The following is a 25,055-nucleotide window of genomic DNA, read 5'->3' on the forward strand; positions in this document are numbered from 1 at the left end:
CCTGCTAAGGGTGTAGGTCGCGCGAGCGGCGCGAGGGTTCAAATCCCTCCTTCTCCGCCATATTAAATTTAAATAAATATGGCCCGTTGGTCAAGCGGTTAAGACACCGCCCTTTCACGGCGGTAACACGGGTTCGAATCCCGTACGGGTCATCCTAAAACACTACATCATATATGTAGTGTTTTTTTGTGTCTACAATGAGCAAAAACACTTAGAGGTTAGTTGTTGAAATACAACTCCATGTAAAAGCATTTTCCCCTATTTCGCCAATGTAAAGAGTCGTTATAGTTAATTATATGAAAATTCTTAAGGTGAAGATGTAGAAACGTTCTAAGGTGTTTTAGATACCTTATAGAGATAAATGAAATAACTTAACTTATCAATATATATACACATAGTGCGACTCAAGGGGAGACTCTTCAGTCGTGCAGCATATGAGGAGTCTCCCGGAATGACAGTAGAAAGCAACTGTCTCTGTAACGGAAACCAACTGCAAAGTTTAACAGAATCTTAAAAATAAACGAACCTTTTCAGTTTTTCCACCTTTGAAAACATCTTTAGTGAACCATGCATTTAAGATTCATCTTCATGTAATTAAGACTAATAAGTAGAAACGATTTAATATTTGTCATTTTATCCTAAAGCTATTTTTAAAAATTATGTATTCAAAAGCATTATTTAATGACTAAATATCTATTAGTAGAAAGATCATTTTTCTAGAGGTTACGACAGACGGTGATCAAATTGAGATTAACTCCAACAATCTTAAACTACACAAGTAAACACTCCTGTAATTAGCTCACTTCCAAAGCCCTATTAGATAGCGTCAAGGCATACATATAGTATAGTCCATTTAGTTCTGTACCAAATTTATAAATGTTTATAAAAAAGGCTCTGTTAAAATTTGTTGTTGATTTCTGTGCAGGCATTCGCTTTCCGCGGGCGGTCCGGTAGCCTCCTCGTAAGCTGCGCGCCTGTGGGGTCTCCCTTTGACACGCTTCTCTAAGCAGGAGTCTCATATATTCACCTCCAATCAACAAAGTGCTAAAAATCAACATTAACCTTTAACATAGCCATAAAAAAATAGATATTTATTCAATCGTAAGTTAATAACTAGATCCTTATAATAGCCAATTAAGATTATTATATATTGAATAATTTTTTTGGTAGCCAAATTTTAATGTGTTTTGTCTTCTCTTAAGATAATGAACCCCGAAAATTACTTCACTTTATTAATTTATTAGGTAAAGTTTAAAAGTTACTTATAAATTTTTTTTAAAAACCCTTCTACAAATTCCTACAAAATGTCGAATAAATAACTATTCAAGAATAATTATTGGGTTTTTTGATTATGGTCTTATCTACTAGTTTAACTGAATTTAATACATCAAATAACATTATTTTTAAATTGATTAATTTTACCTACTTTTCTAGCAGTACCAAGGGTTTAAGTGCTTTTTATATAAAGGTACAGAATATACTTTTTATTTTAAAAGAATAATAATTTATGATTTTTTAAATTTCTTTGTAATTTTATGTCGTAAGAAAGAACCGTTTACATTAAAGGGAATTGATAGTAACTCTTGAATATGTAGCATAGATAATAAAGGAAAGGGTGACTTGTGTGACGCTCATATGTCCAACAGACTTTGATATTCATTTGTTTCATGAAGGACAGTCTTTCGAAAGTTATACGTTTTTAGGAGCACATCTTCAAACAAGAGAGGGTGAAGTGGGAACTAATTTTTGTGTTTGGGCACCACATGCGAAGGAAGTAAATGTTGTTGGTAACTTTAATAATTGGTCTGGTCAGGCAAATAAAATGATAAAGGTAAATGATGAAGGAATATGGAGTCTTTTTATTTCTCATATCGGTGAAGGAGAGCTATATAAATATGAAATAGTGACATATGATGGTCGTATTTTGTTAAAAGCAGATCCATATGCATTTTTTGCAGAAGTTAGACCGAATACTGCTTCCGTTGTTTGTGATTTAGCAGGATATGAGTGGCAGGATCATAAATGGAAAAAAAGGAAGCGTCTAAGGCAGCCATATGATCGTCCAGTGTCTATTTATGAAGTTCATTTAGGAACATGGAAAAAGAAAGAAGATGGTGAACTATATAGCTATAAAGAGATAGCAGAAATGCTTATTCCTTATGTGATAGAGCATGGATTTACACATATTGAACTTCTTCCAATAATCGAACATCCATATGACAGATCTTGGGGCTACCAAGGAACAGGCTACTTTTCAGCAACGAGCCGGTTTGGTTCTCCAAAAGAATTAATGGAGTTCATCGATGCATGTCATGAGGAAAACATAGGTGTCATTATTGATTGGGTACCAGGTCATTTCTGTAAAGATGCACATGGACTATATATGTTTGATGGTTCACCAACATTTGAATATCAGAATGAATATGATCGGGAAAATATGATTTGGGGTACTGCAAATTTTGATCTTGGAAAACCAGAGGTGCAAAGCTATTTAATATCCAATGCTATGTTTTGGATAGAGAATTTCCATGTGGATGGATTTCGTGTAGATGCTGTTGCGAATATGTTATATTGGCCTAATTCAAATGAACTCGTACAAAACCCTTATGCGGTAGCCTTTTTAAGAAAACTAAATGAAGCTGTATTTGCTAAAGATCCTGATTTATTAATGATTGCTGAGGACTCAACCGATTGGCCGTTGGTAACCTCTCCTACCTCGTCTGGTGGTCTTGGCTTTAACTACAAATGGAATATGGGATGGATGAATGACATTCTTTCTTATATGGAGGCCTCTCCAGAAGATAGGGGGAATCTCCACCATAAAGTAACCTTCTCCCTTATTTACGCTTTTTCAGAAAATTTCATTTTGCCACTTTCACATGATGAAGTTGTTCATGGAAAAAAATCTCTATTAAATAAAATGCCTGGTGATTATTGGCAGAAGTTTGCACAGCTGAGACTTCTATATGCTTATATGATTGCACATCCAGGGAAGAAATTGTTATTTATGGGTGGAGAGTTTGGTCAATTTGATGAGTGGAAAGACCTGGAACAATTAGATTGGATTCTAGACGATTTTGAGATGCATAGCAAAATGAGATTGTATTTTAAACAGCTACAATCACTTTATCAAAAACAAAAACCTTTATATGAACTAGATCATTCAGAAGAAGGCTTTGAATGGATTGATGTTAATAATAAAGAGCAAAGTATTTTTTCATTTCTTAGAAAAGGTCAAAAAGAAAATGATGTTTTAGTTGTTATTTGTAATTTCAAACCAAATGTATACCATGACTTTAAAATTGGAGTACCCCTTGATACTGAATATGTTGAAATTTTAAATAGTGATGCAGAAGAGTTCGGTGGATCTGATCAACTAAATCCAAGAAATTTAAAGGCAATTGAAGGTGAGTTTCACGGTAATCCTTACCACATATCAATGACTGTTCCACCATATGGTGCTGTTATATTACGTGCTGTAAAAAAGAGAGGAGATAATAAACATGGTCAGAAAAAAGTGCGTCGCGATGTTACTAGCAGGGGGTAAGGGAAGCAGATTAAGCTCACTTACAAAAAATTTAGCTAAACCAGCAGTTCCGTTTGGTGGTAAATATCGAATAATTGATTTTACATTAAGTAACTGTACAAATTCTAGTATTGATACTGTTGGTGTTCTTACACAGTATCAACCATTAGTTTTAAACTCATATATTGGTATTGGAAGTGTATGGGATCTTGATCGTAAAAATGGCGGGGTAACTGTTTTACCACCCTATACAGAATCATCTGAGATGAAATGGTATAAAGGAACGGCTAGTGCAATCTACCAAAATATTAATTATATAAAACAATATGATCCAGAATATGTACTGATCTTATCAGGTGATCATATTTATAAAATGGATTATTCAAAAATGCTAGATTATCATACTGCCAAAAATGCAGATGCTTCGATTTCTGTAGTAGAAGTTCCGTGGGACGAAGCGAGCCGTTTTGGAATTATGAATACAGATGAAGATATGCAGGTAGTAGAGTTTGATGAGAAACCAGTTAATCCTAAAAATAATCTTGCATCAATGGGCATTTACATTTTTAAATGGTCCGTTTTAAAAGAGTTTCTTGAGATGGACGATCGAAATCCATATTCTAGCCATGATTTTGGAAAAGATATTATTCCATTATTACTTGATGAAGGACGCAATGTTGTGGCTTATCCATTTAAAGGATACTGGAAGGATGTTGGAACAGTCAAAAGTCTTTGGGAAGCAAATATGGATCTCCTAAATGATGAATCACAATTAAACTTATTTGATCGAGATTGGAAAGTATATTCTGTCAACTCAAACAACCCTCCGCAATTCATCGCTGATGATGCAGAAGTGACTGATTCCTTAGTCAATGATGGTTGTGTAATTATGGGAAATGTTGATCATTCAATTTTATTTCAAGGTGTGCAGGTTGGAAGTCAAACGAAAATAAAAAACTCTGTATTAATGCCTGATGTTGTAATTGGGGAAAATGTGTTATTAGAAAATGTGATTGTACCAAGTGGGATAGAGATTCCAAATGGCACAGTTATTTGTCCATCAGATGCGAATGAAGTTATTCTTGTTACTGAAGATATTATTGACGAAATTTCTTTAGATATAGACACTCTTTCATCTAATTAATAGCTATAAATATATAAAACAGAACCTGATTTGCTAGTTTTCAATGTGTAAGACTAGTCCTAATTGGATTTCTGTTGACAAAAGGGGAGAATTTTATCATATGAATAGAATGTTAGGGATTATAGATGCAACAGCTTTTAGACCTGAAATAGAGGATTTAACATTACATCGCTCTTTAGCAGCGATACCATTTGCAGGCCGTTATCGTCTTATCGATTTTGTTTTGTCAAATATGGTCAATTCTGAGATAGATAGTGTTGCAATTTTTCCGAAATATTCTTATCGCTCGTTAATGGACCATATAGGTTCAGGTAAGCAGTGGGATTTAAATCGCAAGAAAGATGGTTTATTCTTTTTCCCGTCTCCTCATTTGCATAATGAGTATGATGAATTTGGTTCTTTTCGTCAGTTTTCAGATCACCTAGATTTCTTTTTAAGAAGTTCACAGGAATATGCTGTTATAACTAATAGTTATACGGTGTGTAATATTGATTATAAGCAAGTGTTGAATCGCCATATTGAAAATCGTTGTGATATTACTGAAGTTCGTCAAAATGGTGAGTCACTTCAAATGTATATCATGTCTACAAAATTACTTATGGATTTAATTGAGGATAAAACAAAAACTGGTTGTAAAACACTAACAGATATTATTGTGGAAAATCGTAAAAGTTTAACAATATGTGACTATGAATTCACTGGTTATGCTGCAGTTATTGATTCAATGGATAGCTACTATAAACATAGCTTAGAAATGCTTAATCCTGCGATATGGCATGAAGTTTTCCTTAATGATCGTCCGATACTTACAAAAGCTAAAGATGAGCCACCAACAAAATATGGCAAGAACTCTTCAGTAAAAAATTCTTTGATTGCTAATGGATGCAAAATAGAAGGAACAGTAGAAAATAGTATTATTTTCCGTGGGGTGCATATTGGTAAAGATACGGTTATTAAAAATAGCGTGATTATGCAAAAAACAACTATTGGAGATAACTGTTTATTAGAGCATATTATTGCTGACAAAGACGTGAAGATATTAAATTCTTCGCAACTAAATGGAACTGAAGAAAAACCACATGTTCTAAGAAAGAAAACCATTCAAGGAGCGATGATGAATTCGTGAAAGTACTATTTACTGTTTCAGAATGCGTCCCATTTATAAAATCAGGCGGCCTTGCAGATGTAGCTGGGGCTTTACCGAAGGAATTAAAGAAATTGGGTGCGGATGTTAGAGTCATTTTACCAAAATATAGTTTAATCCATGAAGAATTTAGAAACATGATGAAAAAGGAAACCGAAATAACAGTTCCTGTTGGATGGAGACAGCAATTTTGTGGTATTGAAACAATGGAATATGAAGGAATACGGTATTATTTTTTAGATAATGAATATTATTTCTATCGTGATTCTTTATATGGTCATTATGATGATGCTGAACGCTTCACATTTTTTTGTAGAGGTGTATTAGATGCTATTAAGGTAATTGATTTTCAGCCTGATATCATTCACTCCCACGATTGGCATACAGGGATGATTAGCTACTTATTAAAAGAAGAATATATGCAGGATGATTTTTATAAGAAGATGAAGACGGTATTTACCATTCATAATCTACAATTTCAGGGGATTTTTCCATTCAGTATTTTACAAGATCTTTTAGGTATTGATCATGAGAAATGTGCGAGTATCGAATTTTATGGAAATGTTAACTTTATGAAAGCTGCCATTGAGACATCTGATTTCATTACAACGGTAAGTCCTACCTATAAGGATGAAATACAGACGGTTTATTATGGTGAGCGTCTAGATGGTCTTTTATCTGCGAAAAGCACTTCACTAACTGGAATACTGAATGGAATTGATGATGAGGTATATAATCCAGCAACAGACACTGCTATTGTTGAAAATTATCAAGTTAAAACAAGTAATAAAAAAATAATAAATAAACTTGCTCTACAATCATTCTTCGGGTTACCTGTAAACGAAAATATCCCAATTATATCAATGGTAACAAGGTTAACAAAGCAGAAAGGTCTTGATTTGGTAACTCGTGTGCTTGATACATTGCTTAATGAGAACATACAAATGATTGTTCTTGGAACTGGGGAAAAGGAATTTGAAGATTTCTTTAGAGAGATGGAAAGTCGCTACCCAACTAAATTTAAGGCATACATAGGTTTTGATGAGAAATTGGCACATCAAATATACGCTGGCACAGATATGTTCTTAATGCCTTCAAAATTTGAGCCATGTGGACTTGGACAATTAATAGCCTTACGATATGGCACGATCCCAATTGTTCGAGAAACAGGTGGTTTAAATGATACAGTCCGATCTTATCGAGAAGATACGGAAGAAGGAAACGGTTTTACTTTTAGAAACTTTAATGCTCATGATATGCTTCATACGATACATCGTGCAATTGAATTTTTTAACAATGAAGATGTTTGGCATCAACTAGTTCAAGATGCAATGAGCCAGGATTATAGTTGGGGTCAATCTGCCCAAAAGTACCATGAGCTTTATAATCAATTAGTGACTAGGAGTGAAGTTCATGTTCTCTAACAGTGATCGGTTTAAGGAAAGTTTTCTGAAAAGACTTGAAAGCATGTGTGGAAAAGGGTTTGAAGAGACGACAAAGCGGGATCAATACCTGACGTTAGGGAATATGGTTAGAGAATACATTAGTAGTAAATGGATTGAAACGAATGAACTTTATCGATCTGAAAATAAGAAACAGGTTTACTATCTGTCAATTGAATTTTTACTTGGGCGATTACTTGTCCAAAATCTATTAAACCTAGGGATAAAAGATGTTGTTGAGGAAGGATTAAATGATTTAGACATCGATTTGGGTGATATCGAAGAATGTGAATCAGATCCTGCCCTTGGTAATGGTGGTTTAGGACGCTTAGCAGCCTGTTTTTTAGATTCTTTGGCTACGTTAAACCTTCCAGGTCATGGCTATGGAATTCGTTATAAACATGGCCTTTTTGATCAAAAAATTGTTGATGGATATCAAGTAGAATTACCTGAACAATGGCTAAGACATGGAAATGTATGGGAAGTAAGAAAGCCGGATGAAGCAGCTGAAATTTTATTCTGGGGAAAAATCGAAACAAGCTATGATAATAATGAATTATCTTTTAAGCATGTTGGAGCTGAAAAGGTGTTAGCTGTACCATATGATATGCCTGTAGTAGGATATCATGTTGATACAGTGAATACTTTAAGACTCTGGAATGCAGAACCTGCGGCATTTGCACCTAATCAGGATATTTTATCCTACAAAAGAGATACTGAGGCTATTACTGATTTTCTATATCCTGATGATACCCATGATGAGGGGAAGATCCTAAGGCTGAAGCAGCAGTATTTCTTAGTTTCTTCAAGTTTACAAAGCATTATAGCATCATATAAGAAGGAAAATTCAAATATTAGAGAATTGCATCATTCAGTTGCAATCCATATAAATGATACTCATCCAGCACTTGCTGTACCTGAGTTAATGCGTCTTCTTATGGATATAGAAGGCTTAACATGGGATGAGGCATGGAAAGTGACAACAAATACACTTTCTTATACGAATCATACCATTTTATCCGAAGCTTTGGAGAAATGGCCAATATACCTGTTTAAGCCACTAATGCCTAGAATTTATATGATCATTGAGGAAATTAATGAACGTTTTTGTGCAGAGCTTTGGAATAAATATCCGGGAGATTGGCACAAAATTGAACATATGGCAATTATCGCTCATGATTTAGTTAAGATGGCACATCTTGCAATTGTCGGCAGTAACAGTATAAATGGTGTTGCAAAAATCCATTCAGACATATTAAAGCACAGAGAAATGAAATCATTTTATGATATTTATCCAACAAAATTTAATAATAAAACAAATGGAATTACTCACCGTCGCTGGTTATTAAAAGCGAATCCAGGGTTAACCAATCTGATTAAAAATACGATTGGTGAAGACTTTGTTCATCAACCTGATAAATTAATAGATTTAAAGAGACATATCTATCATCCTGATTTAAAAGAACAATTTGCCAATGTAAAACGTAAAAGAAAAGAAATTCTTGCGAAAAGAATTGCAGAGAAAAATGGTATTTTAGTAGATATTGATTCTATATTTGATGTTCAAGTTAAAAGAATGCATGCTTATAAAAGACAACTATTAAATGTTCTTCATATTATTTATTTATATAATCGTCTTAAAGAGGATGTAAATTATACAATTCAGCCGCGTACCTTTATTTTTGGAGCTAAAGCATCTCCAACCTATTATTATGCAAAAAAAATTATCAAGTTAATACATTCCTTGGCTGACAAGGTTAATAATGATCCAAGAGTTTCTAAGATAATTAAAGTAGTCTTTATGGAGAATTACCGAGTTTCCTTGGCAGAAGATATCTTTCCTGCTGCAGATGTTAGTGAACAAATATCTACTGCAAGTAAAGAAGCATCAGGTACAGGTAATATGAAGTTTATGATGAATGGGGCTCTAACTGTTGGAACCTTAGATGGGGCAAACATTGAAATTATGGAGGAAGTCGGAAAAGACAACATCTTTACTTTTGGGTTAACAGCTCAGGAGGTATTAAATTATGAGGAAAATGGTCGTTATCGATCAATGGAATATTATCATCATGATTTAAGAATTCGTCAAGTTGTTGATCAATTAACAAATGGCTTTTTCTCTGAAGATGAAGGTGAGTTTGAATCAATTAAAGACTCATTACTTGTACAAAATGATCAATATTTTGTATTAAGGGATTTTGCATCATATATTGATATACAAGAAAAAGTTGGAGTTGCTTATCAACAGCGTGATAAGTGGCTTGAGAAAGCATTGATTAATATTTCACATTCAGGCTTCTTTTCTAGTGATCGAACGATTCAGCAATATGCTGATGATATTTGGAAAATTGATCCTATGGGAGTTAGAGTTTAATAATTTTAACTTGAGCAGGTTTAAGTACTAAGTTAAAACAAATCTTTTATTCTTTCATATAGAATTAGTGTGAGGCTGATGGGTTTGATTACTGTCACTCACTTTCTGGAAGATGATATAGAAAAGCTCAGATTATCACTATCTGAGCTTTTTTATACTAAATTAGATGGATAATGTTATTTTTTTCCGGAAAAACGAATGTCTGAAACGTAAATCAACAACTAAGGTTAAAGCCTTTCAGTGAAAAAATTTTTAAAGTCAATTCATTAAATTTTGTTCAGTTTTCAACAAAATTTAGTCTAATAACCTACCAAGTCCACCAAGGATACTACCTTCACCTCGAGAATCTCCTCCAGATGATGGCGCGCTTGCAATCACACGGTCTGCTAAACGGCTAAATGGGAGTGTTTGTACCCACACTGTTCCTGGGCCTTGTACTGTTGCAAAGAATAATCCTTCTCCACCGAAAAATGCTGATTTTATTTTTCCGACATACTCGATATTATAATCAACCTCTTTACTTAGTGCGACAAGACAGCCAGTATCAATACGAAGCTTTTCACCTGGTTGTAGATCTCTGCGAATTATTGTTCCACCAGCATGTAAAAATGCTAATCCATCACCTTCAAGCTTTTGCATAATAAATCCTTCTCCACCAAAAAATCCAGTACCTAATTTTTTTTGAAAATCAATTCCTATTGATACACCTTTAGCTGCACAAAGGAAGGAATCTTTTTGACAAATAACCTTTCCACCTTGTTCGCTTAAATCTACCGGTATGATTTTTCCTGGGTAAGGAGCTGCAAAGGATACGCTTTTTTTACCAACACGAGCTGTATTGGTAAAAACAGTCATAAAAAGACTTTCTCCTGTAATCACACGCTTCCCAGCTCCTACAAGCTTTCCTAAAAATCCCTTTTGATTATTATCACCATCACCAAAAATGGTTTCCATGTCGATTCCATCTTCCATCATCATCATTCCACCAGCTTCAGCAACAACACTTTCATTTGGATCTAATTCGATTTCAACACATTGCATATCATCACCATGCAATATGTAATCAATTTCATGTGCATTCATCCTAATATCCCCCTATTTTATACAGATAACAACCAATTCGCTAAATCTACTCATTTCCCTGCCAGCTTTTTGAAATTTAGTTTTTTTAAAGGCTGTTTTTCGTAAACTTTGTGGCACTTAATAACTCCAAGTAAACAACACTGTATAAAGCATGGTGGCATCTTTTCTTCATAAATTGTTCCCTATTTTGTTATAACAACAATATTTCTACTACATAATTAGAGAATGTAGCAATAATCATTCAGAAAAGAGCCCTATTTAAAACACAATAAATAGAAAACTCCCCAAGAGTAAAGGGGAGTTTTATTTATGCCTTATCTTCTGTATATGGATCCTTTTCATAAGGAGGCAAATCACCAAAAATTGTCATGCTTCCTTCTTCATCTAACATATTTTCATATTCTTGATGAAGCTTAGAAGGAAATATTGTGATTTCTTTTCCTTCTATATCGGTGCCAATAAAGTTTTCATAATCCTCTACATATCCATCAGGTTCGTCTGATTCCATATAAACATCATTATAATGTTCTTGTGGATAAGAAAGATCTGAGGGTGTTTCAGATGAGCCGAAACTATTGACAATTTGATACGCATCTTCTGCATCAAATGCTACATTTTCATCTTGCTCATCATAGTTAAACTTTCCAAAAGGAGGCATAAGGACACCTTCTTCAACAGGACGATTATGTGAAACAACCTGTTCTGGTGCATGCTCTTTACATGTAGTGGCAGTTGGAATAACTTCAAGTCTTTCAAGAGCAATGTCAACTCCACAAACCTCACATTTACCATATGTTCCTTTTTCAATTGCTTGTAATGCTGTTTCAATATCAGCAAGCTCTTCTTCAGTATGTTCATTAAGAGCTATATCTTTTTCACGCTCATATAGTGCTGTAGCATCATCAGCTGGATGGTTATCATAACTTGAAAGCTCACCAATAGATTCATGTGGATGCGATTCCTCTAGACCGAAATGTCCAGTCATTTCAAAGCGTTGATGAATTTCAGCTTTCATTGATGCAAGCTGTGAACGGAAGGTTTCTACTTGTTGTGAACTAAGCAATTATTCCACTCTCCTTCCTGAAATCTCGTTCTATACCTATTATGAGCAGTTATAGTTAAAACATGTTTGTTAAAAAATGTACAAAAAAACACGGACAAACAGGTCCGTGTTTTACATAAACTGTATTATTAATTTGAACTAGCTTACATAAAGTAGCTAATAAATAATCCAAGAGCAAGTAAAAAGCCAAATTGGATATTTGTTTTAGCTGTTGCTTTCATTGCAGGCATCATTTCGATTGGAAATTTCTTACCTATAAAAAGTTTTACTGCCGAAAATGCTTTTGGTATGCTAATTAAGACAAGTAATGACCAAAAAGAAATGAAGTTAGCAACTATTAAGATAAAGATAATTAGGTATGAAACGATAAACATACATGCTAAGAAGATGATTGAGTTCTTTCTACCTAATAATATTGCTAGTGTTTTTCTTCCATTTTCTTTATCTCCATCAAGATCACGAATATTATTTGCTGTTAAAATAGCTGCAACTAATATTGAGATTGGAATTGAGATAAAGAAGGCTTTGCTAGTTATTGTTTGAGTTTGAATATAAAAGGCTATTAATACAATAACATTTCCCATGAAGAAACCTGCTACAATCTCACCAAATGGTGTGTAGGCAATTGGGATAGATCCACCTGTATAAAAATAACCAGCTAACATACAAATAACACCAATAGCTGCGATCCACCAGGATGTCATAAAACAAATATATATGCCAATTAGTGTTGCAGCAAAGAAAAAGACAAAGGCTAAGTTTAAAACAGTTTTTGCTTTTATACCATTTCGGACAATTGCACCGCCTATACCAACGGATGCTTCATTATCTAAACCACGTTTATAATCAAAGTACTCATTAAACATATTTGTCGCAGCTTGTATTAAAATAGAAGCAACAAGCATTGCGATGAATAATGAGAGCTTTATAGATCCTTCGTGCATGGCTAACACAGTTCCAATTGTAACTGGAATAAAGGCTGCTGATAAAGTATGTGGACGAAGAAGCATCCACCAAACCTTCCAGCCTGTATCCTTTTTAACAGAAGGAATGTGTGGCGATGTTTGAGGTTGCATACAATCTCTCCTTTTTTTTGCAAAAAACAAACGGTTCATAGAAACGACTCCATAACATAGTTTAGAAAAATAACCAAAGGGTGTCAATGGTTTTTCGAATTGTCATTACAGCTTATTATTACCAGATATCCCTTTAAAATCATTAGATGTTCGATACGTTTTCATTTTAATCCTGTTCCTCTAGTTATATAATAAGGATATAATATGATTTTAGTATGACAAAACAAGGTAAATATACAAAATAGATACTATTGACACACCTTCATGCTAGGTGTATCTTTATAAAAGCAATTTTTCGGTGTCGGGGGGATAAGCTTGATAACAACTTTGGATCATACAATTAAAGAATTAATACAACAAACATTGGAAGAGGCAAAGCAAACAAATCAGTCGGTCATCGTAAGTCACATAAAAGAAGTGGATGCAATTGACCCCCTACATTTCTTAGCTTCTAGTGAAGAACTATTTTTAGGAGAACGGTTTTTATGGTCAACACCTGAACGTGACTTTACACTAGCAGGAGTTGGTAATGAACTTATCTTAGAAAACAATCATTCAACAATCGAACGCTTTTCGGCAATTGAAAAAGAATGGAAGCGTTTTAAAAAGAGAATTATTAATACCAATAGCAAAGATAAACAAGATGGAACAGGTCCACTCCTATTTGGTGGCTTTTCATTTGATCCTATAAAAGAAAAAGATCCTTTATGGGAAGCTTTTTCAGAAGCAAAATTTACACTACCAACAGTAATGGTCACAATAATAAACAGTAAAACTTATCTTACGGTAAATAAACTAGTTACACCACATGATAATTTATTGGATTGTTTAAAACATTTTGAGCAAACATATTCTCAAACAACACATCATCATCTTATAGATTGTGAAAAAGTTAACGAATTTTCTACTATTGAATATAAAACATCACAATGGCTTAAAGCTGTTGACAAAGCGACAAATGAAATCCGTCTCAAGGAAATGGATAAAGTTGTTTTAGCTAGGGAAGTTCACTTGAAATTTGCTGAAAAAGTAAATCCATATCAAGTGTTAAATCGACTTCATAAAGAGCAACCAACAAGCTTTATTTTTGGATTTGAAAACGGGCTGCAGCATTTTGTTGGAGCAACACCAGAGCGTTTAATCAAGAAACAGGATAATGAAGTACTTTCTACTTGTTTAGCGGGATCAATTAAAAGAGGAAAAACACAAGAACAAGATATACAACTCGGAGAGCAGTTATTAAAGGATGCAAAAAACTTAATAGAACATGACATCGTTGTTAAAATGATTAAAGAAGCTTTAACAAATTGTTGCTATGAGGTTATTTCGCCTAAGAGTCCAACATTATTAAAGACAAAGAACATACAGCATCTTTATACACCAGTAAAAGGATATGTTCAAAAAGGTCATTCATTACTTTCAATAGTAGAAAATCTTCATCCAACTCCTGCTCTAGGTGGCTTTCCAAAAGAAAAAGCCATTGAAAAAATTAGAGAGCTTGAGCCCATGCATAGAGGCTGGTACGCTGCTCCAATCGGCTGGTTAGATGCTGAAGATAATGGAGAATTTGTAGTGGCTATTCGTTCAGGTTTAATTGAAGGACATAATGTTGCATTATTTGCAGGCTGTGGAATTGTAGCAGAATCTAACCCTAAGTCAGAATATCTTGAAACAAAAATAAAACTAAAACCAATGATGTCAGCATTAGGAGGAGTAGACAATGAGTGATAATTCTTTAACACGCTATGTAGCAAGCTTTGTTGACGAACTTTCACGAGCTGGGGTTGAACAGATCGTTATTAGCCCTGGCTCAAGGTCTACTACTCTTGCTATGTTAATTTTGGAGCATCCACAGTTAACAACATATATTAACATTGATGAAAGATCAGCAGGTTTTTTTGCCTTAGGCTTAGCTAAGTCTGCAAATAAACCTGTAGCTTTAGTCTGTACTTCAGGAACAGCTGCTGCAAATTATTACCCAGCTATTATTGAAGCACACTATTCCAGAGTACCACTACTAATCTTAACTGCAGATCGGCCGCATGAATTAAGAGATGTAGGTGCTCCACAAGCAATAGATCAAATTAATATGTATGGCAAGTATTCTAAATGGTTTGTGGATCTAGCGCTAGCAGAAGATAATGAAGACATGCTAAGGTATTCGCGAAGTATAGCAAGTAGAGCGGTAGGGATTTCAACAGTAAATCCTCAAGGTGTTGTTCATTTGAACTTTCCTTTTAGAGAGCCTTTAATTCCTAATCTAATGCTGCCAAATTTATGGGATACACATGAAAAACGAAAAAAGTACTTACATACATCGGTAGGTGTGTCTTCAATGAGAATCGAAGACATCGAAATAATTATCGAACAAATTGAATATGAACAAAACGGAATAATCATCTGTGGTGACAACCAAACTACTTCTTATATAGATGATGTGTTGAAATTGTCTGATCACCTCAAATATCCGATTTTGGCAGATCCGCTTTCACAATTACGAGCGGGGAAGCATAGTAAAGCTAGTGTGATTGATTGCTATGACACAATGTTAAAGGATTCTGAAATTACAAAACATATAAAGCCAAATATTGTGATTCGGTTTGGAGCAATGCCGGTTTCTAAGCCTTTAATGAAGCTTCTAAAAAACAATCCCGGAATTATACAGATTGTTGTTGATCCGAGTGGTGAATACCGAGATCCGACGTTAAATTCATCCTACTTGATCACCTGTAATGAAGATACGTTTTGTCAAGAAATGATAAAATCCCTTTCTAGCAGAGAGATAACAGCTTATTATAAAAAATGGGTTTTATCACAATCAACTCATGATCAGGAAATAGAAGAAGCTCTGACAAAAATGACAGATCTATTTGAAGGTAAAGTAGTACAAGCACTACAAAAGTCTCTTCCTAATCAATGTAATTTAGTTGTTGGTAACAGTATGCCAATCCGTGATTTAGATACCTTTTTTCGAAATACTTCAAAGGAAATTGACGTTTACTGTAACAGAGGAGCAAATGGAATTGATGGAGTTGTTTCAACGGCGTTAGGTATTTGTGCTAATGAAAGTGTGCCAACATTTCTATTAATAGGGGACTTGTCATTTTATCATGATTTAAATGGACTTTTAGCTGCAAAAATGAACAAGTTAAATTTAACTGTTATCTTAATAAACAATGATGGAGGAGGCATTTTTTCATTTTTGCCACAATCATCTGAAGAAAAGCATTTTGAAAGATTATACGGAACTCCAACAGGTTTAGAGTATGCAAAAGCTGTTGAAATGTACGGTGGAGAATTTAATAGAATAAATAGTTGGGAAGGCTTTCAGTCATATTTTGAATCAACTTGGGCAGATGAAGGGTTAAAAGTGGTTGAAGTACAAACAAATAGAAATACTCGTGTCAAAGTTCATCGGGAATTGTTAGATCATGTTTCCCAGGAAATAAGAAAAGTGTTGAATGATGAAAATTAACGGTATCGATTATCATGTTACAATCCAGTCAAAAAAACAAGAAGCTGAAACTCTTGTTTTTCTTCATGGTTTTACAGGTTCATCAAGCAGTTGGTTAGAGGTGTTGAACTATTTCCCTTCACACAATCTGATTTGCATTGATATCATTGGTCATGGAAAAACAGAAAGTCCATTAGATCCATCAAGGTATGAAATGAAACAAGTTATCAAAGATATAATCACGATATTAGATAAACTTAATCTCGATCAAGTAAATATGATAGGATATTCTATGGGGGGAAGACTAGCATTATCAGTAGCAGCTTCTTACCCAAATAGAATTAAAAGATTAATCTTAGAGAGTAGTTCACCAGGACTAGATGACCCATTACAAAGAGCGAGCCGTAAAAAAGCTGATTTACAACTAGCAACCGATATTACTAATCATGGTATAGTAGAGTTTGTTAACAAGTGGGAAAACATCCCTCTTTTTGAATCACAAAGGCTTTTGCCAGCTGAAAAACAGGAAAAAATAAGACAGCAAAGACTAAAAAATTCGCCTGTTGGTTTGGCAAATAGTTTGATTGGAATGGGAACCGGCACTCAACCTTCAGTATGGGGAGAGTTATCACAGCTATCAATCCCAGTGCTTCTATTATGTGGGGAATGGGATGAAAAGTTTTGTGATATAGCAATTAAAATGAATAATCTTCTACAAATTTCTGTAAAAAAACAAATAAATTTCGCAGGACATGCAATTCATGTAGAACAACCACAATTTTTTGGTAAAATAGTAAATGAGTTTCTTATTAATAATGATATTTTTGAATAGGAGGAAATAGAAATGGCAATTGAATGGGTTTCAGAAAGAAAGTATGAAGAGATTCTATATCAAACATATAATGGAATAGCGAAAATTTCAATTAACCGTCCACATGTACATAATGCATTTACACCAAAAACAGTAATGGAATTAATTGATGCATTTGCTTATGCAAGAGATGATCAAAACGTAGGCGTTATTATCTTAACAGGTGAGGGTGGTAAAGCGTTTTGTTCAGGTGGAGATCAAAAGGTTAGAGGTCATGGTGGATATGTCGGAGATGACCAAATTCCACGACTTAATGTGTTAGATCTACAAAGATTAATTCGAGTAATACCAAAGCCTGTAATTGCAATGGTTGCTGGTTATGCGATTGGTGGAGGTCATGTATTACACATTGTTTGTGACTTAACAATTGCAGCTGATAATGCTGTATTTGGACAAACTGGTCCAAAGGTTGGTAGCTTTGATGCTGGTTACGGTTCAGGCTATTTAGCACGTATCGTAGGACATAAAAAAGCTCGCGAAATTTGGTTTTTATGTAGACAATATAATGCACAAGAAGCACTTGACATGGGATTAGTTAATACAGTTGTGCCATTAGAGAAGTTAGAAGAAGAAACAGTACAGTGGTGTGAAGAGATACTAGAAAAAAGCCCAACTGCAATTCGTTTCCTAAAAGCAGCATTTAATGCTGATACAGATGGATTAGCTGGTATTCAACAATTTGCTGGAGATGCAACATTATTATATTACACAACAGATGAAGCAAAAGAAGGACGCGACGCATTTAAAGATAAGCGTGATCCAGACTTTAAGCAATTCCCTCGTTTTCCTTAAAAACTAGCTATAAACAGGTTATTTCAGATTTTAGACTAAACAAAAACAGCTTGGTGATTTTATCTCATCAAGCTGTTTTTATTCATGCTTGGAGGTGCTAATTATGGAACAGTATATCCCGAATTGGTTAAAGCAACGAGCCGAACTAACTCCAATGCGGTTGGCAATAAAAACGAAAACTAGAGAAATTACATATGAACAACTTTATGAAAAGGTACAGCAACGAGTAAATTATTTTTCAACTAAAAATATAAAAAAAGGTCAGCATGTTGCTGTTTTAATGAAAAATAGTATCGAGATGATTGAAACCCTTCATGCTCTCTTTGCTATTGGAGCAATTGCTGTTTTATTAAATACACGTCTTTCAAAGCAAGAACTAGCTTGGCAGATATCTGATGTGGAGGCAACACACATAATATGTCATGAAGAACTTGAACCAAAACTAATAGAGGTAGGTAAAGAAGTAACTATTGTTATAAACGAAAAAATCACTTTACATGAAAAATCTAATGCTATTCATGGTTATACATTTGATCAAGTTGCAACAATTATGTATACATCTGGTACGACTGGAAATCCAAAAGGTGTTATGCAAACATTTGGCAATCACTGGTCAAGTGCAATTGGTTCAGCTTTAAATCTAGGTTTACAAATGAATGATCGTTGGCTGTTAGCGGTACCTCTTTTCCATATAAGTGGTTTATCAATTTTAATAAGAAGTGTGATTTACGGAACAAGTATTGTTTTGCATGAACGCTTTGATGCAAAAAGTATGAATGAAGCAATAGTAAAAGAGGAAGTAACAATCGTATCAGTTGTAACGACGATGCTTCAACAAATGCTAGAAGATCTCGGATCGAAGCAATATCCAGCCAGTTTTCGTTGTATGTTAGCCGGGGGAGGTCCTGTTCCTAAACCATTGCTTGTTGAATGCTTACACCGACAAATACCTGTTTATCAAACGTATGGTATGACAGAAACAGCATCTCAAATTGCGACACTAGCACCAGAATATTGTCTAGAAAAGTTAGGTTCAGCTGGTAAACCATTATTTTCTTGTGATATAAAAGTTGAAAAGGATGGTAGAGAATGTAGTTCGAATGAAGAAGGAGAAATTCTTGTTAAAGGACCTAATGTGACAAAAGGGTATTGGAAGAGACATGATGCAACAGCTGATAGTTTATCTAACGGTTGGTTTCATACTGGTGATATAGGTTTTAAAGATGAAGATGGTTTTTTATTTGTTTTAGATCGACGTTCTGATTTAATTATCTCTGGTGGAGAAAATGTGTATCCAGCTGAAATTGAAGCTGTTTTGTTGTCACATCCGCTTGTGATTGATGCAGGTGTTATTGGTGTGAAAGATCTTAAATGGGGAGAGGTACCACATGCGTTTATCGTTTCAAAAGAACAAGTTAGCAAAGAAGAGATGCTAGATTTTTGTACTAATAGCCTAGCATCTTATAAAGTACCTAAAGAGATAACAAGCATGGATGAACTACCGAGAAATTCATCAAATAAATTACTACGCAGATTATTAAAAGAAATGATTAAGGATAAAACAGATGATAAAAATTAAAAAAATCATATTACATCTTATTACGCAAACATTAAAAACCCCATTTATCACAAGTATCGGTCAAGTAACAGATCGTGAAAGTATCCTTGTTGAAGTGATTGATGTAGATGGATATACAGGATGGGGAGAGGTAGTTGCTTTTTCTACACCATGGTATACAGAGGAGACCATTTCTACAAGTCTTCACCTTTTAAAAGATCTATTAATTCCTTTAACGATTAAACAGAATATTAATCATCCTGATGAACTCCAGGATATTTTCAAGAAAATAAAGCGAAATAATATGGCCAAAGCTTCTCTTGAAGCAGCAATTTGGGATCTTTATGCTAAAAGGGAGAATAAGTCATTATCTGAGACTTTGGGTGGAACAAGGAAAGAAATTGATTGTGGTGTTGTGATCGGAATTTCATCTACAGCTAACATGATTGAGCAAATAAATCATTATATTCAAGATGGCTATAAACGATTCAAAATTAAAATATCACCAAAACAAGACATTAAGATACTAGATGAAATCAAAAGTCACTTTCCAAACTTACCTTTAATGGCAGATGCAAATTCTTCTTATACGTTAAAAGACAGTGATAGATTGAAAGAGCTTGATCAATTTAATTTATTAATGATCGAACAACCTCTTGGAGCAGATGATATTATTGATCACGCTAAACTTCAAGAAAAGATCGAAACCCCAATTTGTCTTGATGAAAGTATTATCAGTCATGTAGATGCAAGACAGGCCATTGAACTTGGAAGCTGTAGAGTGATCAATATCAAGCCAGGTCGAGTAGGCGGTCTAACAGAATCAATTAAAATACATAACTTATGTCAAGAAAACAAGATCCCTGTATGGTGTGGGGGAATGCTAGAAACTAGTATTTCTCGTGCACACAATATTGCTTTAGCGTCACTTCCTAACTTTACAATTCCTGGAGATATTTCCTCTTCATCAAGATATTGGGATCATGATATCTTATACCCAGAAATTAAAGCAGAAAAAGGCAAAATGACTGTTCCCACAAAAGAGGGTATTGGATTTCAGATTAATATTAAAAACATAGAAAAGCTAAGAAAAGCCATTATGGTATTTGAAGCTAAAGATATAATGTGAATATGTATGAAAATTAATTTTAACATGCATTATTAAGCTGAAATTGAATTTTGTTTATATAAAAATTCAATTTTAGCTGGAATTTACATTTTTAAATTTATTTTTAACAGTTAGTAGGTTTTATTTCATTCAGCTTATAATGTTGTGGAAGAAGAATCTTAGTCAAAAAAATGAATTAAGTTTCTCTTTCTGCTCTTATTTTTAGAGTCTGACTCGAAAGTCCATGTGTTTAATCATGCGTGGATTTGGGTCAGACTCTCTTTTTTTTGAACAATTACCACTATACATTATTGATTTCACCAGCTTACGAAAAGTAAGAGATTTTCAAAAAAGGTTATTTTCAAAAATAATATTGACAATTATGGTTTTATCCATTAGTTTTGTACTAGGGAAACTTTTTTAGATCAATAAACAAAATGTGATAATAACTAAAATATTGGCACATATACTACATATAGATCATAGACTACTTTTGTTATTGTTTCTGTAAGCTTACTGTTAAAGAAATGAGGATTGTGAAAAGCGGATGCTTGTAAACAAAAAAGTACACAAAGCTTCTTAAGTTACGTTTGAGATTTTAGTAATAGCTTTGTAAATCAATATTATTGGAGAACTATAAAATCCAGTAACTACAACAACAAAAAGCTAACTAGATAAGTAAACAGCTATTTACAGATTCTTGAAATCAATAATGTTTAACAAAGCTAAAATAATATAAATGAGTGGAGGAATGAAAAGATGAAAAGATGGTTAGTAGTAGCTTTTACAATTGTTTCAATGGGGCTTTTAGCAGCATGTAATAGTGAGGAAACAGCGACTGATGGTTTAGATGAAATTAATGTTACTACTACAACAGGTCAAGTTGCAGATGTTGTCAAAAATATTGGTGGAGATAAAGTAAAGGTTGATTCATTAATGGGACCTGGCGTTGATCCTCATCTTTATCAAGCTTCACAAGGTGATATTAAAAAGTTAGATGAAGCAGAGATTATTTTCTACAATGGTCTTCACTTAGAAGGGAAAATGGATACCATTTTTGAAAAGATGTCAAAAGATAAACCAACTGTTGCAGTGGGTGATTCTGTCCCAGAAGAAATGTTATTAGGAGCAGATGATTCAGATGCACATGATCCACATATTTGGTTTGATATTGAAGCTTGGATTTATGTAGTGGATGCAGTTGAACAAGAGCTTTCTAAGCTTTCACCAGATGATAAACAGCTTTTTGAAGAAAATGCAGAAAATTATAAGAAGGAACTAGAAGAATTACATCTTTATGCTCAAGAACAAATCCAAACAATTCCTGAAGAAAGTCGAGTACTAGTTACTGCACATGATGCATTTAAATATTTTGGTCATGCGTATGGCTTGGAGGTAATGGGATTACAAGGATTAAGTACTGATTCTGATTATGGTCTAAAAGATGTTCAAGATTTAGTTGATACATTAGTTGATCGGAAAATAAAAGCCGTATTTGTAGAGAGTAGTATTTCTGAAAATTCGATTAGTGCTGTTGTTGAAGGTGCACAAAAGGAAGAGCATGATGTAGTTATAGGAGGAGAACTTTTCTCAGACGCTATGGGTAAGGAAGGCACTGAAGAAGGCGCGTATACAGGCATGTTTAAACATAATGTTGACACAATTGTTGGGTCACTTAAATAAAGTAAATAAGATTAAGTAGATAGCTAAGAAAAATTAGTTTCTTAGCTATTTATTCTAAGTTATTTTGAATTTCTTCACCTAGTGTCTATCTTCAGTAGTATAACTACTTGCAAAAAAGTATTAAAAAAGTTTTATTAAACAGCATATAAGGTTGGTGTGTATAGATGTTTCCTGTTCAAGTTGATAATTTAACAATTGCATATCATCAAAAGCCTGTTCTTCAAGAGGTTAGCTTTGAGGTTCCAGAAGGAAAGCTAATAGGAATTATTGGACCTAATGGTGCAGGGAAATCAACGTTAATTAAAGGAATTCTAGGATTGATTCCCACTGCTTCTGGTGAAGTAAAGATATATGGAGATGAATATAAGAAAAGTAGAAAACGTGTTGGGTATGTCCCACAAAGAGGATCGGTTGATTGGGACTTCCCAACAAATGCACTTGATGTTGTGCTAATGGGGAGATATGGTCATGTTGGCTGGTTTAAGCGCCCGGGTAAGAAAGATGTAGACTTTGCAAGAGATTGTCTGAAAAAAGTAGGGATGCTTGAATATGAAAATCGCCAAATTAGTCAGCTATCAGGTGGTCAACAGCAGAGAGTATTTTTAGCAAGAGCTTTGGCTCAAGATGCTGATGTGTATTTTATGGATGAACCCTTTGTTGGTGTAGATGCTGCAACAGAGAAAGCAATCATCGCACTTCTTAATGAATTAAAAGCAAAAGGCAAAACAGTACTTGTTGTTCATCATGATTTACAAACTGTGGATGAGTATTTTGATTGGGTATTGTTATTAAATATGAGAAAAGTTGCTTTTGGACCAACTAAAGAAACGTTTACCATTAATAATCTACAAAAAACTTATGGTGGTAAATTAACATTTTTACAAGATCAATCTCTTGTGGTGGATGAAGTTAATAGTTAAAATGTAGAGATTTTGAAAAATTCCTCAAAGGATGTGGGAGTTCTTTCACATCTGCTTCATTAAAAAAATAGGAGTGAAGCAAAAATGCTTGAACCCATATTATTACAATTGCAAAACCCTAATACACAATGGGTTTTACTAGGAACGATGCTTCTTGGAATAACTAGTGGTGTTGTTGGTAGTTTTACATTATTAAGAAAACAAAGCTTAATTGGAGATGCGATGGCACATGCTGCTTTACCAGGAGTATGTATTGCCTTTTTATTGTACGGATCAAAGTCACTTTTATGGTTTTTGATTGGTGCTGCAATTGCTGCATTGATTTCTTCTTTTATCATACAAGTAATTATTAACCATTCGAGGATAAAAGAAGATTCTGCGTTGGGAATCATTATCTCAGTCTTTTTTGGATTTGGGATTGTGTTATTAACTTATATTCAACATAATGGCTCCGGAAATCAAAGTGGATTAGATGATTTTATTTTTGGGCAGGCAGCCTCAATGGTAGCTGCTGATGTTCAATTAATTACAATCATTTCTTTGATCATATTAGTGATCACAACGATCTTTTATAAGGAATTTAAGTTGTTAACCTTTGATCCACAGTTTGCAAAAGGGTTAGGAATTCCTGTTAGTTTTTTTAATGGGTTATTGTTATTACTCATTGTTTGCTCGGTTGTTATTGGTTTACAAACAGTTGGCGTCATTTTAATGGCTGCTATGTTAATTACTCCAGCGATCAGTGCTAGATACTGGACAGATAAGCTAAGTCACATGATTATCATCTCTGGATTAATTGGTGGGTTATCAGGAGTAGCAGGGACATTATTGAGTACAATTATGAAAGGTATGGCAACAGGTCCCTTGATTATAATTGCGGCAACCTTTATGTTTTTAATTTCCTTAATATTTGCTCCGAATCGTGGATTACTTGCTAAAGCACTTAAACAGCTATCTCTTCGTAAAAAAACATCTGTAGATCAAGTTTTTCTTAGTATATATGATATTGCAGAAGGTGGAACTTTACGCGGTATTAAGGATGAAGCCATACTAAAGAAAAGAAATGTACCGCTTCGTCTTTTTCAGTATTCAAAAAATGAATTGAACAAAAAAGGATTTATTCAAAAAGAAGCAAACAATACTTGGATGTTAACTGATAAAGGAATTGAAGCAGGTTACGAGCTTGTGTTACAACAAAGATTGTTTGAAATGTATTTAATGCATGAAATGGAATTTGCTCATTTAGACTTAAAAACACGTGATGATCTTAATCTTCAACATATATCAAAGGACACGAAAGAACATCTCTTGAAATTATTACGCACACACAACCGATCACCACTTTTAATACCAAGGTCAGCAAGTGTTAGGAATAGGAGGCTGATGGTGTAATGTCTTATGATGCTTGGATAATAGTAACTGGTTCATTAGTAGGCATTACATGTGCCATGATTGGGTGTTTCTTAGTATTGCGAAAGATGGCCATGCTAGCTGATGCCATTTCACACACTGTATTACTAGGGATTGTTGGTGGTTATTTAGTTAGTCGAAGCTTAGATGGGCCTGCTTTACTAATTGGGGCTGTTGTAGTTGGTCTTTTAACTGCATTGCTTGTTCAAGTCTTAAATGGTAAAGGAGTTCAAGGAGATGCAGCTATTGGAATAGTTTTCACTTCATTATTTGCAGTCGGTGTGGTTTTACTATCTCTCTTTGCAGGGAATATCCACTTAGATGTAGATCATGCCTTAATGGGAGAAATCACGTTTATTCCATGGGATACAGTAGAGATGTATGGAATGGAGTTAGGTCCTAAA

18 protein-coding genes and 1 tRNA gene are annotated in these 25,055 nt (G+C 34.1%); 16 read left to right on the top strand and 3 right to left on the bottom strand.

Annotated elements, in window-relative coordinates:
* Positions 1 to 80: 80 nt before the first annotated feature.
* The 6 genes from FS935_RS22135 to FS935_RS22165 all read left to right on the top strand — a co-directional run bounded on the left by FS935_RS22135 (position 81) and on the right by FS935_RS22165 (position 9,633).
* Positions 81 to 152 (top strand) — tRNA-Glu (locus FS935_RS22135).
* 1,472 nt (positions 153 to 1,624) lie between these two features.
* Positions 1,625 to 3,547: a 1,4-alpha-glucan branching enzyme gene (glgB, locus tag FS935_RS22145; RefSeq protein WP_146950787.1), complete on the top strand. Its 1,923-nt coding sequence runs from the start codon at positions 1,625 to 1,627 to the stop codon at positions 3,545 to 3,547.
* Entirely contained in the window at positions 3,504 to 4,670 is a 1,167-nt protein-coding gene (locus FS935_RS22150; RefSeq protein WP_146950788.1) for a glucose-1-phosphate adenylyltransferase, read from the top strand. Before glgB ends, FS935_RS22150 begins: the two co-directional genes overlap by 44 nt.
* A gap of 100 nt (positions 4,671 to 4,770) precedes the next feature.
* Positions 4,771 to 5,796, top strand: a complete 1,026-nt coding sequence (locus FS935_RS22155) for a GlgC family sugar phosphate nucleotidyltransferase (RefSeq protein ID WP_146950789.1) — start codon at positions 4,771 to 4,773, stop codon at positions 5,794 to 5,796.
* Positions 5,793 to 7,238, top strand: coding sequence for a glycogen synthase GlgA (glgA, locus tag FS935_RS22160; protein WP_146950790.1), 1,446 nt, complete (start codon positions 5,793 to 5,795; stop codon positions 7,236 to 7,238). Before FS935_RS22155 ends, glgA begins: the two co-directional genes overlap by 4 nt.
* Positions 7,228 to 9,633 carry a glycogen/starch/alpha-glucan phosphorylase gene (locus FS935_RS22165; RefSeq protein ID WP_146950791.1) on the top strand — a complete coding sequence of 802 codons (2,406 nt, stop codon included), beginning with the start codon at positions 7,228 to 7,230 and terminating at the stop codon, positions 9,631 to 9,633. The genes glgA and FS935_RS22165 overlap by 11 nt, the downstream gene beginning before the upstream one ends.
* A 294-nt stretch (positions 9,634 to 9,927) precedes the next feature.
* Here the strand turns inward: FS935_RS22165 and FS935_RS22170 are convergent, their stop codons facing one another.
* From FS935_RS22170 to FS935_RS22180, 3 genes are all read right to left on the bottom strand, one after another.
* A complete protein-coding gene (locus FS935_RS22170) occupies positions 9,928 to 10,716 on the bottom strand; it encodes a TIGR00266 family protein (RefSeq protein ID WP_146950792.1) in 789 nt (262 codons plus the stop codon).
* Between the two features lie 307 nt (positions 10,717 to 11,023).
* Entirely contained in the window at positions 11,024 to 11,779 is a 756-nt protein-coding gene (locus tag FS935_RS22175) for a TraR/DksA C4-type zinc finger protein (RefSeq protein WP_146950793.1), read from the bottom strand.
* A 143-nt stretch (positions 11,780 to 11,922) separates the two neighbouring features.
* Positions 11,923 to 12,855 carry a 1,4-dihydroxy-2-naphthoate polyprenyltransferase gene (locus tag FS935_RS22180; RefSeq protein WP_146950794.1) on the bottom strand — a complete coding sequence of 311 codons (933 nt, stop codon included), beginning with the start codon at positions 12,853 to 12,855 and terminating at the stop codon, positions 11,923 to 11,925.
* Positions 12,856 to 13,170: 315 nt separating this feature from the next.
* On the opposite strand from FS935_RS22180, the gene FS935_RS22185 reads away from it, so the two are divergent.
* The 10 genes from FS935_RS22185 to FS935_RS22230 all read left to right on the top strand — a co-directional run.
* Complete coding sequence (locus FS935_RS22185; protein ID WP_158638689.1) at positions 13,171 to 14,583, top strand: isochorismate synthase; 1,413 nt, start codon at positions 13,171 to 13,173, stop codon at positions 14,581 to 14,583.
* Positions 14,576 to 16,330 (top strand): 2-succinyl-5-enolpyruvyl-6-hydroxy-3-cyclohexene-1-carboxylic-acid synthase, encoded by a 1,755-nt coding sequence (gene menD / locus FS935_RS22190; RefSeq protein ID WP_146950796.1) that lies wholly within the window; start codon positions 14,576 to 14,578, stop codon positions 16,328 to 16,330. The genes FS935_RS22185 and menD overlap by 8 nt, the downstream gene beginning before the upstream one ends.
* Complete coding sequence (gene menH, locus FS935_RS22195; protein WP_146950804.1) at positions 16,320 to 17,141, top strand: 2-succinyl-6-hydroxy-2,4-cyclohexadiene-1-carboxylate synthase; 822 nt, start codon at positions 16,320 to 16,322, stop codon at positions 17,139 to 17,141. The genes menD and menH overlap by 11 nt, the downstream gene beginning before the upstream one ends.
* Before the next feature lie 12 nt (positions 17,142 to 17,153).
* Positions 17,154 to 17,972, top strand: a complete 819-nt coding sequence (gene menB / locus FS935_RS22200) for a 1,4-dihydroxy-2-naphthoyl-CoA synthase (RefSeq protein ID WP_146950797.1) — start codon at positions 17,154 to 17,156, stop codon at positions 17,970 to 17,972.
* Positions 17,973 to 18,075: 103 nt separating this feature from the next.
* Positions 18,076 to 19,551 (top strand): o-succinylbenzoate--CoA ligase, encoded by a 1,476-nt coding sequence (locus tag FS935_RS22205; protein WP_146950798.1) that lies wholly within the window; start codon positions 18,076 to 18,078, stop codon positions 19,549 to 19,551.
* On the top strand, positions 19,541 to 20,659 hold the full coding sequence (menC, locus tag FS935_RS22210) for an o-succinylbenzoate synthase (protein WP_439116691.1): 1,119 nt from the start codon (positions 19,541 to 19,543) through the stop codon (positions 20,657 to 20,659). The genes FS935_RS22205 and menC overlap by 11 nt, the downstream gene beginning before the upstream one ends.
* 738 nt (positions 20,660 to 21,397) lie before the next feature.
* The gene (locus FS935_RS22215; protein ID WP_146950800.1) at positions 21,398 to 22,321 is read left to right on the top strand and encodes a metal ABC transporter solute-binding protein, Zn/Mn family; all 924 of its coding nucleotides are present in this window, start codon (positions 21,398 to 21,400) and stop codon (positions 22,319 to 22,321) included.
* Between the two features lie 164 nt (positions 22,322 to 22,485).
* Positions 22,486 to 23,241, top strand: coding sequence for a metal ABC transporter ATP-binding protein (locus FS935_RS22220; protein WP_146950801.1), 756 nt, complete (start codon positions 22,486 to 22,488; stop codon positions 23,239 to 23,241).
* Between the two features lie 84 nt (positions 23,242 to 23,325).
* Entirely contained in the window at positions 23,326 to 24,633 is a 1,308-nt protein-coding gene (locus tag FS935_RS22225) for a metal ABC transporter permease (RefSeq protein ID WP_146950802.1), read from the top strand.
* Positions 24,633 to 25,055, top strand: a 423-nt coding sequence (locus FS935_RS22230; RefSeq protein WP_146950803.1) for a metal ABC transporter permease, incomplete at its 3' end; no start/stop codon positions are given. The genes FS935_RS22225 and FS935_RS22230, both read left to right, overlap by 1 nt.

Source organism: Metabacillus litoralis (assembly GCF_007994985.1).
GTDB lineage: Bacteria > Bacillota > Bacilli > Bacillales > Bacillaceae > Metabacillus > Metabacillus litoralis.

Excerpts from the sequence above, each read along its gene's own strand:
- FS935_RS22180 (WP_146950794.1), bottom strand. The coding sequence starts at position 12,855 with ATGCAACCTCAAACATCGCCACACATTCCTTCTGTTAAAAAGGATACA.
- FS935_RS22170 (WP_146950792.1), bottom strand. The coding sequence starts at position 10,716 with ATGAATGCACATGAAATTGATTACATATTGCATGGTGATGATATGCAA.
- menH (WP_146950804.1), top strand. The coding sequence starts at position 16,320 with ATGAAAATTAACGGTATCGATTATCATGTTACAATCCAGTCAAAAAAA.
- FS935_RS22150 (WP_146950788.1), top strand. The coding sequence starts at position 3,504 with ATGGTCAGAAAAAAGTGCGTCGCGATGTTACTAGCAGGGGGTAAGGGA.
- menD (WP_146950796.1), top strand. The coding sequence starts at position 14,576 with ATGAGTGATAATTCTTTAACACGCTATGTAGCAAGCTTTGTTGACGAA.
- FS935_RS22155 (WP_146950789.1), top strand. The coding sequence starts at position 4,771 with ATGAATAGAATGTTAGGGATTATAGATGCAACAGCTTTTAGACCTGAA.
- FS935_RS22215 (WP_146950800.1), top strand. The coding sequence starts at position 21,398 with ATGAAAAGATGGTTAGTAGTAGCTTTTACAATTGTTTCAATGGGGCTT.
- menB (WP_146950797.1), top strand. The coding sequence starts at position 17,154 with ATGGCAATTGAATGGGTTTCAGAAAGAAAGTATGAAGAGATTCTATAT.
- FS935_RS22220 (WP_146950801.1), top strand. The coding sequence starts at position 22,486 with ATGTTTCCTGTTCAAGTTGATAATTTAACAATTGCATATCATCAAAAG.
- FS935_RS22205 (WP_146950798.1), top strand. The coding sequence starts at position 18,076 with ATGGAACAGTATATCCCGAATTGGTTAAAGCAACGAGCCGAACTAACT.
- FS935_RS22165 (WP_146950791.1), top strand. The coding sequence starts at position 7,228 with ATGTTCTCTAACAGTGATCGGTTTAAGGAAAGTTTTCTGAAAAGACTT.
- FS935_RS22225 (WP_146950802.1), top strand. The coding sequence starts at position 23,326 with ATGCTTGAACCCATATTATTACAATTGCAAAACCCTAATACACAATGG.